At 52.7% G+C, this 13785-nt stretch carries 14 protein-coding genes; 1 reads left to right on the top strand and 13 read right to left on the bottom strand.

The genetic code is table 11. The features are described 5' to 3' along the window. Window positions 1–69: 69 nt before the first annotated feature. Together I2D94_RS05650 and I2D94_RS05645 are read right to left on the bottom strand one after the other, a co-directional pair. Window positions 70–2088 carry an ABC transporter permease gene (locus I2D94_RS05650; protein WP_195395933.1) on the bottom strand — a complete coding sequence of 673 codons (2019 nt, stop codon included), beginning with the start codon at window positions 2086–2088 and terminating at the stop codon, window positions 70–72. Continuing rightward, the gene (locus I2D94_RS05645; protein ID WP_072685792.1) at window positions 2078–2845 is read right to left on the bottom strand and encodes an ABC transporter ATP-binding protein; all 768 of its coding nucleotides are present in this window, start codon (window positions 2843–2845) and stop codon (window positions 2078–2080) included. The genes I2D94_RS05650 and I2D94_RS05645 overlap by 11 nt, the downstream gene beginning before the upstream one ends. Window positions 2846–3200: 355 nt before the next feature. Here I2D94_RS05645 and I2D94_RS05640 point away from each other — a divergent pair, with 355 nt between their 5' ends. After that, window positions 3201–3842 (top strand): flavin reductase family protein, encoded by a 642-nt coding sequence (locus I2D94_RS05640; RefSeq protein ID WP_195395932.1) that lies wholly within the window; start codon window positions 3201–3203, stop codon window positions 3840–3842. Between the two features lie 217 nt (window positions 3843–4059). Here I2D94_RS05640 and I2D94_RS05635 read toward each other — a convergent pair whose 3' ends face one another. The 11 genes from I2D94_RS05635 to I2D94_RS05585 form a co-directional block, all read right to left on the bottom strand. Beyond that, window positions 4060–5214 (bottom strand): amidohydrolase family protein, encoded by a 1155-nt coding sequence (locus I2D94_RS05635; protein WP_072685787.1) that lies wholly within the window; start codon window positions 5212–5214, stop codon window positions 4060–4062. Further along, on the bottom strand, window positions 5211–6353 hold the full coding sequence (locus I2D94_RS05630; protein ID WP_195395931.1) for an amidohydrolase family protein: 1143 nt from the start codon (window positions 6351–6353) through the stop codon (window positions 5211–5213). The genes I2D94_RS05635 and I2D94_RS05630 overlap by 4 nt, the downstream gene beginning before the upstream one ends. Window positions 6354–6475: 122 nt before the next feature. Further along, entirely contained in the window at window positions 6476–6928 is a 453-nt protein-coding gene (locus I2D94_RS05625; protein ID WP_195395930.1) for a hypothetical protein, read from the bottom strand. 11 nt (window positions 6929–6939) lie between these two features. After that, on the bottom strand, window positions 6940–8466 hold the full coding sequence (locus tag I2D94_RS05620) for a DNA methylase (RefSeq protein ID WP_195395929.1): 1527 nt from the start codon (window positions 8464–8466) through the stop codon (window positions 6940–6942). Between the two features lie 212 nt (window positions 8467–8678). Continuing rightward, window positions 8679–9197 (bottom strand): HD domain-containing protein, encoded by a 519-nt coding sequence (locus tag I2D94_RS05615; RefSeq protein WP_195395928.1) that lies wholly within the window; start codon window positions 9195–9197, stop codon window positions 8679–8681. Between the two features lie 107 nt (window positions 9198–9304). Further along, window positions 9305–10330 carry a HAMP domain-containing sensor histidine kinase gene (locus tag I2D94_RS05610; RefSeq protein ID WP_195395927.1) on the bottom strand — a complete coding sequence of 342 codons (1026 nt, stop codon included), beginning with the start codon at window positions 10328–10330 and terminating at the stop codon, window positions 9305–9307. Continuing rightward, window positions 10327–10995, bottom strand: coding sequence for a response regulator transcription factor (locus I2D94_RS05605; protein ID WP_072685775.1), 669 nt, complete (start codon window positions 10993–10995; stop codon window positions 10327–10329). The genes I2D94_RS05610 and I2D94_RS05605 overlap by 4 nt, the downstream gene beginning before the upstream one ends. A 323-nt stretch (window positions 10996–11318) precedes the next feature. Then, on the bottom strand, window positions 11319–11636 hold the full coding sequence (locus I2D94_RS05600; RefSeq protein ID WP_195395926.1) for a CTP synthase: 318 nt from the start codon (window positions 11634–11636) through the stop codon (window positions 11319–11321). Window positions 11637–11642: 6 nt separating this feature from the next. Next, window positions 11643–11900 (bottom strand): phage holin family protein, encoded by a 258-nt coding sequence (locus I2D94_RS05595; protein WP_195395925.1) that lies wholly within the window; start codon window positions 11898–11900, stop codon window positions 11643–11645. A gap of 16 nt (window positions 11901–11916) precedes the next feature. Next, window positions 11917–12213, bottom strand: a complete 297-nt coding sequence (locus I2D94_RS05590) for a DUF4406 domain-containing protein (RefSeq protein WP_195395924.1) — start codon at window positions 12211–12213, stop codon at window positions 11917–11919. Window positions 12214–12217: 4 nt separating this feature from the next. Beyond that, window positions 12218–13785, bottom strand: a 1568-nt coding sequence (locus I2D94_RS05585) for a phosphodiester glycosidase family protein (protein WP_229056772.1), incomplete at its 5' end; no start/stop codon positions are given.

Genomic DNA, 13785 nt, shown 5'->3' with positions numbered 1-13785 from the left:
CTTCATCGCCAAAAAAGAAGCTGGCAGAGTCCATTCTCCGCCAGCCTTCATCAGGGGGTCATGCCGAGCTTATTCCAAACGGCGGGCTTGTACGCGGTCGCGGATCACGCTCAGACTGCTTGTGTAGGTGATCAGGAAATAACCGCCGTAGATCAGGGCCAGGAACCCGCCGACAAGCAATACCTGGCTGCCAATATCAATTTTGACCAGCGCCACCAGCGACTGAATCACCGCGCTGACGCCGACGATGGAATGCACGATGGCTAATGCCAACGGGAATAGGAAATAAATTGCGATCTGGGTGAACAGCGAGCGGCGGATCATCTTTTCCTCAACGCCGATCTTTCGCAGCAGAGCGTACCGATGCACGTTGTCCGCAGATTCCGACAGCTGCTGCAAAGCCAGTATCGCGGCCGAAGCGATCAGGAAAACCAGGCCCAGATAGACGGCGATATAGGACAGAATCAGCTTCATGCCCCCGGAGGCCTCAAACATTTCCCCGCGGGTAACCGCGTTGTAGGCCAGGCCGGTCTGCTTTCCATACGTTTTCGCCATTTCATTCAACAACACGTCGCCTTCCTCGGCTGAAACCTTGTAATTTACATTAAAAGACTGGCTGGCCGGAATTTTATTGACGAAAAACGAATCCGGCAGCACGATCGTTAAGAAGTTGCCGTAAGCGCTGAAATTCTGCAGCTGCAAGAACATCGCGGGCTGGCTCACCGTCAGCGTCCTGCCATCGACCGTCAGCTCGCGGTGCTCCTTCACCGCCTTGAAGATATCCGATTCCGCAGCGTTCATCGAATAGGTGATCAGATATTCGTTCTCCGCCAGCGTGACCTGCGGTTTTGACTGCATCGTCAGGGCAGCGTTGAGCTGGGACAACGGCAGGAAATCAATCGCCATTTCCCCGACATCATGGGACGTGCTGTTCTGCATCGTCGCGATGACTTCCGGGCTGCTGAAATCCTTGATTTTCACAGCCAGATCGTACAGATCCAGATCGGCGGCTTCACGGGCCAGGCCATCCAGATCCAGACCCCGCTCGCGATAGTCCTGAGATAAGCTGAACCCCAGCGTCTGCGTATCATAGACATACACGGTCGCGTCATAGGGCGAAGTCTTTTCAACGTCGCCCGCCAGGACCTGACCAAAGGACAATCCAGTGCACAACGCGCCGATCGTCAACAAAAGCATGATGCAGATGACGGTCATTGACACGAACGCCGAATTGATCCGGCTGTTCAGCTGACGCATGATAAACATGTTCAGATTACGGTAATAGAAACTCTTGCGGCTTTGCACAAACTTTAACAGGAAGCCGGACAGCGAGAAGAAAAACAGGAAGGTCCCGATCGAACCAAGCACGATCGAGGCGGTGAACTCCAGCGTGAACATCACAAAGCCATTGTCCAGGATCAGCGCGTAAGCACAGCCCAGAATGATCAGACTGGCGATGAACAGCACGACGGACAAGCCGATCGAGTGCAGCTTCAGCGTTTCGTTATGCCGATCCCCCTGAAGCAGGTCGATCAGCTTATAGCGGCTGACGACCACGCTGTTGAAGATCAGCACGATCAGATACAACCCGCCGAAAAACAGCGCCGACAACAGAATCGCTTTCAAGGAAACGATAAACTCAAAGGCTTTGAGCTGAACCATGAACAGATTGGCAGTGACGACCGTCAGCGCCTGCGAGACCAGAATCCCCAAGCCCAGACCGACCGCGAAGGCCAACAAGCCGATCATCACGGTTTCGATCATCAGGATCCGGGCCACCGTGCCTTTGTTCATGCCCATCACCAGATACAGGCCAAGTTCTTTTTTACGCCGCCGGATCAGAAAGTTATTGGCGTAAACGATCAGAAAGCCCAGAACGATACAGACAAACACCGAGAAAATCTGCATCAGATTGTTTAACAATACCAGCATTTTCGCCTGCGACTGGCTCAGCGCCAGCATGACGGATTGGGACTGGATGGAATTGAAGACATAGAACAGGCAGACGCCGAAGGTCAGGGTCAGAAAGTAAACGCCATAATCCCGGATACTGCGGCGGACATTGCCAAGCGCGATTTTAAAGTACATTGTTGGTGTCCCCTCCCAACAAACTGACGACCTCGATGATGCGGTTGAAGAACGTCTTGCGGTCGTCGCCGCCGCGGACTAATTCATTGAAAATCCGGCCGTCCTTGATGAACAAAATGCGGTGGGCGAAGCTGGCGGTAAAGGCGTCGTGGGTAACCATCAAGATCGTGGCTTCCAGCGATTTGTTGAGCACCTCAAAGCTGTTCAGCAGCATTCTTGATGCTTTGGAATCCAATGCTCCGGTCGGCTCGTCAGCCAGAATCAGCGACGGATGGCAGATCATCGCGCGGGCGCAGGCGACGCGCTGCTGCTGGCCGCCGGACATCTGATACGGATATTTTTTCAAAACTTCCTCAATTCCCAGCTGAACTGACAGCTTTTTAATGCGGCTGTCGATCTTCTTCGGATTAACCCGCTGAATCGTCAACGGCAGCGCGATGTTTTCATACGCCGTCAGCGTATCCAGCAGATTGAAATCCTGGAAGATAAAGCCGAGCTGTTCGCGCCGGAACTTGGACAGCTGGCTGCTTTTCATCTTGGTAATGTCGTCCTTTCCGATCAATATGTGGCCGCTGGTCACGGTGTCGATCGTCGAGATGCAGTTGAGCAGCGTCGTTTTGCCGGAACCAGAGGGTCCCATGATCCCGACGAACTCCCCTTTCTTCACCTCGAAGCTGATATCCTCGATCGCCCGGGTGATGCTTCCTTTATTGCCGTAAATCTTTTCAATTTGTTTTACCTGTAATATCGTTTCCATAAGTTTTCCCTTCCTTTATTAATGAATATCGCCAAGGCCGTCCTGGCCCAACACAATGACCTGAAATAAAACCTGGCATACAATCAGAATCTTATTGAATGTTTTCATTTTATGATTCCTCCTTGATTACGGCTTTATTATAAGCTTGTCCTGTCTATTGTACCTTAGAAGGGACTTACAGCTCGCTAACAGAATTGTAAGATTCATCATTCAGCGATATCGTTTCCTATTTTTCTTCGCACGTCGGGTTATTGCGCCGCGAATAAACAAAGAGAGTGTATAATCAAGGCAGGAGGATTCGGGACTAAAAATCCGGGAATCCGCAGGGCCATGCAAGCCTGCTGAAAGGAAAACTATGAAAATTGAAATCGGAATCGAACGACCAGCCTGTTTCCAGCCTGCCTATCCGGAGGAATTTGATCTGTTTTCCCATCTGGAGCTGGCCGCAGCGATCCCACAGGTCTTATTTGCCGTGACGACGTGGAAGGAAAATGGCAAGCCGAATGTTTGTTTTCACAGCTGGAGCTGCTTCCATGGCGACAGAACGGCGTTCTTCGCCGTGCTCGGCAATCTGTATCAGCACACGCACACCTATGCCAATATCAAACGGACCCGCGGCTTTGCGGTCAATTTTCTGCCGGTGCACTATTATGATGCGCTGATCGAAACCATCCGTCAAAACGAACTGGACGCCGATGAGTTTTCCGCCGGCGGCTTCACGCTGGAAAACGCCCGCACGATTTCCGCGCCGATCATTCAGGAAAGTTTTCTCACGTTGGAATGTTCGCTGAAATCCATGGAGGATCTCAGCGGGGCTGGAATCACCGCAATGGTTGTGGGCCAGGTGCGGCATTGTTGGATCGACGCCGATCTGTCCCCGGAAAGCCGATGCGGGAAAGCGGGATATATGTTGTTAATGCCCGGCGCACAGAACCTGAGCACCGGCGAGCCGAATCCCTCAATCATCGCTTCGCTCACGATTGAAAAGCGGGATTAGCACAGCCTGCCATGCGACAGGTGCTTCCTCCTCTTGCGGTATGCTTAATTTTTCCAATACAGAAAGACTGGCCGTCCAAAGCTTATCCAAACGCTTTGATCGGCCAGTCTTTTTTACCAAGATCGCAAAAACATGTCATAAATCGCGATCTTCCCTGTTTTCTTTCAAAGAGACACAGAGGCACGCTTCCACAATAACGCAGGCAAAGGGAATCCACTTACCGGCGGTAAACGACCTCGCCGTCAACCATGGTCAGCAGCGCTTTGGCCGCAGTGGAGACGACCGGGTTATGATCAAACAGGACAAGATCGGCATCCTTGCCAACTTCCAGCGAACCGATCCGGTCTTCGCAGCCCAGGATTGTCGCCGCATTGATCGTGATCATCCGCAGCACGCGCTCCGCCGGACAGCCGAAGCGTACCGCTTCCCCCGCCTGAGCCAGAATCATCCATGGATTGCGGGCCGGACCGTCAGTCATGATCGCGCACAAAACGCCGCGCTCATCGAGATCTTTCAAGCAGCCGGTATCGACCAAATGCAGCTCGTTTTGCCCCTTCTGTGCCCCGATCGGACCGTAGATAATCGCCAGCCGGTCTTTTTCCGCTTCGATTTCATCAAGAAAATCACTGGATCCTAAAGCATGGTCGATCGTGATCCGGATGTCGAATTCCTTCGCCAGTTCGATGCACGTCAGGATATCGTGCTGATAGACATGAATTTTTAACGGGATCGTTTTATCGAGCACCAGCTCGCCGTTTTCCAACCCCTGATCGAACTTCGGCATTTTGGCCGGATCGTCCCCGGCTTCCTGCTTCTTCTTGCGGTAGTCCTGAACCTGATGGAAGTATTCGCGGATTGTTTCGGCGATCGCCATGCGCGTCATCGGACTTTGATTGCGTTTGCCGTAGACGCCCTTCGGATTGCCGCCGACCGCAGCCTTCAGCGCAAACGGCTGCTTCACGCAGCGCTCTGCCAGACTGGCCCCGGCAGATTTGATCACGCAGCCCAGACCGCAGATCACATTGGCGCTGCCCGGCACGATCCCGCTGGCGGTGATGCCGGTTTCCAAAGCGGAGGCAAACTGCGGCGATAACGGATCCACGCCGTCATAGGCGTTCAGCTGCGCCGTAACCGGATTGACACTTTCGTTGAGATCCTGCGCGCCGGTCTTGGTGTCGAAGCCGCCGATGTGGCTGTGCGCGTCGACCAGCCCCGGCAAGACGAGCAGCCCGGAAGCGTCGATGATTTCCGCGCCTTCCGCCGTGATGTTTTCCGCAATTTCAGCGATCTTCCCGTTCTCAATCAGAATATCGGCCTGCAGCGTTCCCTGCGGCCCCATCGTCATGACGGTTCCATTTTTAATCAGCTTCATTGTTGATAACCTCCCTGAACATAGACGACCTTGCCCTGCATGAAGACCTTTTCAACCCGGCCTTCATAGGTTTCGATAGGATTGGCGCTCCAAATGACGAAGTCCGCGTCCTTGCCCGCTTCAATCGAACCGATCTGATCCGCACAGCCCAGCAGCTTCGCCGCCTGACTTGTCAGCATGCTTAACACAGCTTCGCTGTCCCCACAGGCGCGCATCATCCGCGCCGCCGTCCAGATCAGCCCTTCCTTTCCATTAGGGTTGTTGCCGATCGTCGCCATCGCGATTGGCAGTCCCTTCTTATATAGCGCATACAATCCTTCCAAATCCGCTTTCTGCGAATAGGCGTTAAAGCCATACGACAGATTGCCCAGAATCACGCCCTGAATCTTATCTAACAGATCGACGTCTTCCGCATGGATATCATAGCCCAGCGCCAGAATTGGTTTCAGATCGTAATCGGCGCAAACCCGCAGCACGCCCCGCAGCTCGGCAGCGTTGTTGGCGGCGATCACCAGCGGCATTTCCTTCGCCAGCACCTTTTTCAGCGCCTTGGCTTTTTCATCCCGCTTGGTTTCCGGCTTGTTCTCATCATAGTCCTGCGCCTGCCGCAGCGCATCCCGCAGCAAGCTGAAAATTCCCATCTTCGTCATCGGCGCTGCATTGCGGGAACCATAGGCTTCCTTGACCTGATCGGTCACGGAACCTTTCATCCCCACCTCATCCTTTACCAACATTTTAAACGGATTGATGCCGGCCGTTCTGAAAACCGCCATCTGACCGCCCAGAATATTGGAATTGCTCGGCGAGGCTGCCAACGCGGTTATTCCATAGGTGTACGGCGCCTGTTCGCTGACGCAGTCCCCATCATAAGCGTAGAGCGCCTTTAAATGCGGCGTAAGCGGATCGCTCTTTTCGTCGTTATCGCGCACTTCCCCACGCCGGATCGCCATGCCCAGCTCGCTCATCGCGTCGATCAATCCCGGCAGAATGACTTTGCCGGAAACGTCGATGTACCCTTCGGCTTTTCCTTTTAAATTCTTCCCCACTTCAACGATCTTTCCGTTGTCGATCAGAATATCGGTGTTTTCCAGCACTTCCCCCTTGCCGGTATGGATTGTGCCGCCCGTGATGCAGATCATAAAATCCCTCCTCAAGAATCATGTCTTTATTGTACGCCAGAGGAACAAGGAAAGGCAAGCCGCAGATGCAGGAACTCCTCATTTAAAAAGATGGATCAATATGCGGATCAAAAACAGACGGCCTACCCCTCCGCCTCGGGCAAGCCGTCAAAGATCCTGCTTTCTAAACGTAAAATATCCTGCATTTCAATCCGCGTCCCGTCCATCAAGACGAGCGTCCGCTGAATCGCGTCGATCTTTTTTAATACTCCCTGAAGCGTCTGGTAAACGCCGCCTGTTTTTTTCTCATCAGCGATAAAGTAAGTCACTTCCAGTTCAGGATGTTCATGGATCCGCTGCATGAGTCCCTGCAGCTTTTTATCCAGCACCCGCTTTTCATCCTCCGCTAACAGAATCTTTTCGCTGGTTAATCGGGCTGCTTCCCGGATTTCATCGTCATACCCGGTCAACGCGGCGAACGGGTTAAACTGCGCCGCCCGGTCCATCCGCGCCATCGGCCGGTGGATTTTCGAGGTAGGATGAGGAAGATCAACGATGTCTTCATAGGGAAAATAATCCGCTTTCTTCGTCTGCATCCTCCGCCTCCTTACGCCTTATGTCCGCCGATCTGCCGGTTGCGCTCGATCGTCGTCGCCCCCTCCAGCAGATTGGTTCCTTTTAAAATGGCGTTCTTGCCATATTTCCGTTTGATTTTCAAAATCGCCTGCTGCACCTGCTTCTCTTTTTCCAGATCGGCATTTTCCTGTTCCCGCTGGCGCAGAATCGCTTCGGCGTCGCTGAACAGATCGAACTGTTCGACGCTTTGCCCACTCCCCGCCTCGCTTTCCGGCCGCACATGCAGCGCATTCACGCCGACGCGGTGAACCAGCAGCGAGGGATCCACAATTCGGTCGAACAGCGCCAGCATCGCCTCGACGATCAGCTTGCCGGAAGCGCAGGGGCGGGTCAGACGCGTTGTTCCATGCGCGGATTGGGGAACCTCACGCCCGCTGCGGTCCGTTTTCACCGGCCCCTGATACCGTCGACGCACTTCTGGATCGCGCAGATTCTCGGCGGCATAACTGACATACAGCCCCAGCTGATCGGTAACCAGTCCCTTTTCCACCAAATCCAGCGCTAACAAATCCGTCATTTCCCGGATGATCAGGCGGGCTTTCTTTGCCGGATATGGACAATGCAGCACCTGACCGCTGCCCAGACTGCGGGATTCAGGTTGATAAGCTTTGATATCCGCGATCGTGCAAGGTTCCCAGCCCCACGCATGATCGATCAACAGCTCGGCATTCACGCCGAACAATTTATACAACAGCGTTTCGCTGCGGAAGTGATCGGGATCGGCCAGCGAACAGCGCGCGATATCGCCCATTGTCATCAAGCCGTGGTCTTCCAGCTTTTTAGCATAGCCCCGGCCGATGCGCCAGAAATCGGTCAGCGGCCGGTGTGTCCAGCATAGCCGGCGGTAGCTCATCTCATCCAGTTCAGCGATCCGCGTTCCGTCCTGATCCGCTTCGACATGCTTGGCGACGATATCCATCGCCACTTTGGCTAAATACAAATTTGTGCCGATGCCAACCGTCGCGGTAATGCCGGTCGTTTGCTGCACATCCTGAACGATCCGCTTCGCCAGCTCCCTGCCGGAAATCCCCAACGGATTCAAATAGGCGCTGACGTCCATGAACACCTCGTCAATGGAATACACATGGATATCCTGCGGGGAAACGTAGTTCAGATACAGCTGGTATATCTGGCGGCTGACCTCAATATACCGCGCCATCCGCGGCGTGGCGGCAATATAGGCAGCCGCAAGCTGCAAAGAACGCGCCAGCTCCTCCGCGTTCCAGGATGAACCGATCAACTTCCCATGCGGCGCATGCTGACGGCGCTGGGCATTGACGATCGCCATTTTCTCAACGACTTCAAATAAACGCGGACGCCCCGCCAATCCCAGCTTTTTTAACGAGGGGGAAACCGCCAGACAGATTGTCTTTTCCGTGCGGCTTTCATCCGCAACCGCTAGATGCGTCGTCAATGGATCCAGTCCCCGATCGACGCACTCCACCGAAGCATAAAACGATTTGAGATCGATCGCCAGAATCACACGTTCCTTCTGCATACCCAAGTCCCCTTTCACCCTTCGTCTGATGAATCCGATGCCCGTTCCTTAATCCAGCTGACTTTGAATTTATTATACCTGTAAATTGAATTATTTTCAAGTTTAATTCCGGTCTTCGCGGCGTTTCTCTCCCCTTCGCTTCGTCTTCTCTGCTTAGTCTGCGCCGGGACTCCCACTTCATCCAAAACAAGAAAAACGTCCTTGCGGACGCTTCATTGATGGAAAATTAACGCTGTGGAAAGCAGCTTGACCAGCGCGCAGTAGCGCTGAGAGCTGAACGTTTCGTTGAGCGAACAGAACTTGTCGGCCAGACAGACGATCATGCTTTCCCGATACCGCGGCGGAATCGGCACCAGCGGAAACATGTGACGGGCGATGATGTTGCGTTCCACGGCGTTTAAATTAAAATCCTGCACCGCATTGCGCAGCGCTGTGAAGGGATGCGTAAACCCATGCAGCCCGTATTCCTTATGCGGCTGATGCCAGTCGTAAAGAAAATAATCGTGCAGCAGCGCTCCCCGCACCAGACTGCTTTTATCACAGTTCAGATTCCATTTTCGATCCAGCATCAGGCTGTAATACGCCACGGCAATCGCATGATCCAGCGTCGTCGTATCCCCATGCTGAAGATAGCCGCGCATCGACTGCACCTTTTCCGTATTCAGCGTCGCCCGCGCATAGACTCTCAGAAGCTCTACCAGCTCCGTTTGTTCTTCGTTGTTTTCGATCATAGTTCACCCATTCTTTTCGCCCTTATTATAATCAGAGGCGATCGAAAAGCAAGCGTTTTTCCCTGAACTTCGATCTTTTTGAAAGTTTTCCGTTTCAGCGCACAGCCTTATTCACTCATTGATTCCGGAAGCAAAAAGCCGGACAGCGGAAAGCTCAGCTTGATCATCGTTCCCATGCCGGGCTGGGATTCAGCCTGAATGCCGATATTCATTTTCTCGCACAGCTGTTTAACCAGATACAGCCCCATCCCCGTCGATCGGGCCACCTGCCGGCCGTTGTCTCCGGTAAAGCCTTTATCGAAAATTCGCGGCAGATCACGGGCGCTGATCCCACCCCCATTGTCTTCGATGGTCAGCACCACCTGACTGTCCCGCGCTTCGGCAGCAAATCGCAGCTGAGGTTTCTCCGCCGCCCGATATTTGACGGCGTTGGTCACGATCTGGCCGAGGATGAAATCGATCCATTTCACATCGGTATAGACGATCTGATCCAGATTCTCCCGCTGAATTGAAAACTGCCGGGAGATCAGGATTTTCGCATGATTTTTGATCACCTGACTGACGATGTGATCCAACGAACAGCGGCGGATCACGTAGTCTTTTTCCACCACTGAGGAACGGGTGTAGTAGAGTGCCTGTTCGACATATTGATCGATCCGGTCAATCTCCTCCTCCAGCGAGCGCGTCACCGGATCAGGATGATTCTCAATGATCAGCTTGCTCGAGGCGATCGGCGTTTTGACTTCATGCACCCAGGTTTCAATGTAACGGCTGTAATCTTCGTTGCGGCGGCGGTATTCGGCGATCGTATCGTTCATCGACTTACTGACGATCCGGAACAGCTGCGTCAGCTTCTGCCCTTCGACAAAGCCGGGCGACTCGACGATCTCAGAAAGATAATACTTTTCTTCCAGCTGGTCAAGCAAGTTGAACATCTGATCGAAAAAGGTTTTCTTGCGGTAAAATTCCACGCCCAGCGTGACGCTGGTCAACGTCAGATAGAGAAATGCCAGAAATCCCAGCGCGAAACCGCTGACGCGCAGTAACCGCAGCAGCACCCCGGCAAAAAGCAGAAAAATCGTCTGGCCCAACAGAAACAGCCAGCGGTCCTGAAGGAATTCTTTGAACGTCATATCCGATACCCCAGCCCGCGTTTGGTCGACAGATAGTCCGGGCTTACGCCGATACTTTCCAATTTTCGCCGCAGCCGGTTGATATTGACAGTCAGCGTGTTGTCGTCGACAAATTCCTCCGACTGCCATAAATCAGTCATGATTTCGTCGCGGCTGACGATCGTGCCCTGCTTGCGCATCAACAGCCACAGGATTCGAATTTCGTTTTTCGTCAGCTCCACGCTTTGATTTTCGTGCATCACGCAGCCCTTGCTTAAATCCAGCGTCACGCCTTTGACCTCTAACAGCCGTCCCTGATCCTGCGGATAGGCACGCTTTAAAACTGCCTGAATATGCGCCAGAAGGATCTGGACATTGTAAGGCTTAGTGATGAAGTCGTCGGCGCCTAAACTCATGCTCATTAACTCATCCAGATCGCTGCTGCGGCTGGTCACCATCAGGATGGGAATCGAAGATTGCTGGCGGAGCGAACGACAGATCATATAGCCGTCCATTTCCGGCAGATTGATATCCAGTAAGACCAGATGCGGCTGAATCCGCAGGATCTGTTGGTCGACCTCATGAAAATCGGAGAGCGTCAGCGCCTCATAGCCATAGCGGTTTAACAGGTTCTGCAGCTCCACCCGGATTTTTTCCTCATCTTCGACAATCAAGATTTTGAACATTCCCAATCCCTCCTCGTATGGTCTTATTATACACTAACAGAAAATCTTCCTGCCATGGCTTTTCCTCTCTCTAACAAAACTGTTAGATTCCATGGTTTGGAAATCACAAAAAAGTCCTGATTACAGGACTTTCAATCCCGGTTTCCCGGGAAATTTGATTTCAAATGGTGCACCGAACGGGATTATATATCTGCATAAAAGCGTCAAAATTAAGGCTTAGTTAAGCTCTTATATAATATTGATCAGAAATTTTGAACGATTTTTTGAACGATTTTGGCAAAATAAAAAATCCCCACCGTCTGGCATGGAAGGTGGGGTGTTTGCTATTTGTCGATAAGATACTGCTGCAGTTCTGTCCTGATCTGCTTCATACGCTCCGTACCATTGCCGGTGATCTCGTGATCAATCAGAGCCAGCAGACACTTACACATAATCTTATCAGCGGCTTCTGCATCCTGCAAACGGGCAAGATCTCTTGCCAATTTTTCATCGTGATCATCCAGACGCTTTTCATCTTTTTCAAAGCGCTTCTCGTGCTTAGCTATCGGGTTATTTTTAATGATTTTCCAGGCAGCAGTCAAGGTACTTAGTGCTGCGGCGATCCATAAGATATCCGCCACGCTGATGGTAAGTCCCTCCATCAGAGGTTACTCCTTATTGGACAGCTGCTTGATTGTCTGGTTGAGACCCGTAGACGCCCAGCCGGAGATCGCGCCGATCATGATAGTCTGCGCTGACCAGTCGCCGGTGGCCAAAGGTGCAAGCACTGCACCAATAAACAGCATAGTGGCCGGGATGTATTTGTTTGGATAGCGTTCCGTAGATTTGAGCGCGGCGCCGATCGCGTAACACGCGGCCAGCACAAGCGGCATTAAAAACTGAGTGATGATTTCTGTGATTTCCATTTTTATTTTTCCTCCACTAGTCCTTCAGGACTGTAATCCCATAATTTACGGCACAATCATGCTCAATTCGGCACCCCCGGGCATCCTGCCACCCCGGCGCAAAGTAAGCGCAATCTGCGTCCGCAAGCATCCAGAGTGACTTTGCCAGGTACTGCAACGGTTTAGTCCCGGGACCGAAGTCGTCAAAGTAGGTATCCAAGACCTCATGATCGCCGATAGATGCCTGAATTTCTTCGATAATTTGGTTTCGTTCCGTGAGGATTTCGTCTTCTGTTTTTCCTCTCATCGGCTGACTGATAAATACTTTTTTCATGGACTTAGTCCTCCTTTTCATCCAATACTGAGTAATTGCCATCCACTTGGCTATACCCGATGATCTTATCAGACTTGCCTGGCGGCGTATAGGACACAAAAGCCCATTGATATCCATCTCGCTGCCGGCCGGCCAGCATGTCCAGAATGTCGATCTGCTCGCCCTGCGGCACTGTATAAAGGATCTTGTCACCCATCACAGCATTGCGGATCCGTAACGGCCCTTTGTCGGTGATCAGTACCATACCGTCACCGCTGACATCCGGCTGATGATCTGGCTGTGTGTCTGGATCCGGATCAGGCGCCGGTGTTGCCTTTTTACGACGGTAGATGATGATGTCGTTTTTTACAGCACGGGTTGTGTTGGTTTTGATCGATCCACAGTAGGACAGGTATCGGCTGCCTCCGCCGTCCAAGCAGACCGCTGCCGTTAAACCCAAATGATCAGCCAACGCCGGCAGCTGGCTGCCAGTTAATCCGGACTTGCCGCTTACACCCGGCACAGACACCATGACGTATTGACCATTGACCGCCTGCCCGACGATCGTTCGGCCGGATTTGTTAGAGTAGATGTAATCCCTCTGAGAATTAAACTCTGATCCAGCTGTCCATCGCTGGCCGTTGAGCTTAACGCCAAAAGCTGCGGTGACCGCTCCGCGGAGCTGGCCAGCTGCAGCTAAAGTCTTGATCTCCGCTTGGGTGGCGATAATCATCTCCCCAGAGTGGTAAAACCCAAGCGCAGCGCAGCTGTCAAAACGTGTATCCCAGAGTTGAGTGGCGTTACCCATTAGCACCTCAATCCCACTGGCCATCCAGTTACCGTCACTCGGCTCTTTATAAAAAATCCCGCCATTGGTGTGACCGCAGGACTGCCAGCTGGCCGCCTCCAACTCTGGATCATCGATAGATTGGGATCGTTGTACTGCATTAGGGCCAAACGGCTTGCCAACCACTGTACCCTTATACTCATAATCTGGATCCAGCCCCATGCGCGCAATCTGGATCGTTAATCCGTTGTAGACCTCTGTGGTGTAACTGTCTTTAATACCCATATCTTCAGCCTCCTTCGGATACATTAAAAAAGGACACCTGAGCCAGTGTGTCCATGTCCCGCGGTACATCGCCGCAGTTTTATCTCTAAATTGTGACTTGACGACGCAGCCGCCGACGGATCCCCAGCGTTTAGCCGTCGCCTCGATGACCTGGCCATTGCCGATGTAGATCCCGATGTGCCCCTGCTGCCAGACCAGCAGCCCCGGGATGTCAGGGATCGTGCTGATCGGCCCCTTGTCGGTCGCCCGGGCGTACATCTGATCAGCGTTGATATCCGGCGCAATCTTACCGTAGTAGCTGGTATTGCCCGGGCCGTAATCGTGCCATAAAAAGCACTTGATCAGGCCGATGCAATCAAACACCCGGCGGCCGGATGAATCGTAGCGGCCGATCCCGCCGAGCTGGTAAAACGTTTGGCGGTTGAGCTGCTGCTCTGCCCATCGGCAGAGTTCAGCAGCTGAGGTGTAATCGTACATAAGCATCACTCCTTTCCGTATTAAACGATCACTGTCCCCTTTGT

It is taken from the genome of Holdemania sp. 1001302B_160321_E10, assembly GCF_015552275.1.
In the GTDB taxonomy this organism is placed as follows: Bacteria; Bacillota_I; Bacilli_A; order Erysipelotrichales; family Erysipelotrichaceae; genus Holdemania.
This window is presented reverse-complemented; position numbering and strand designations above follow the sequence as displayed.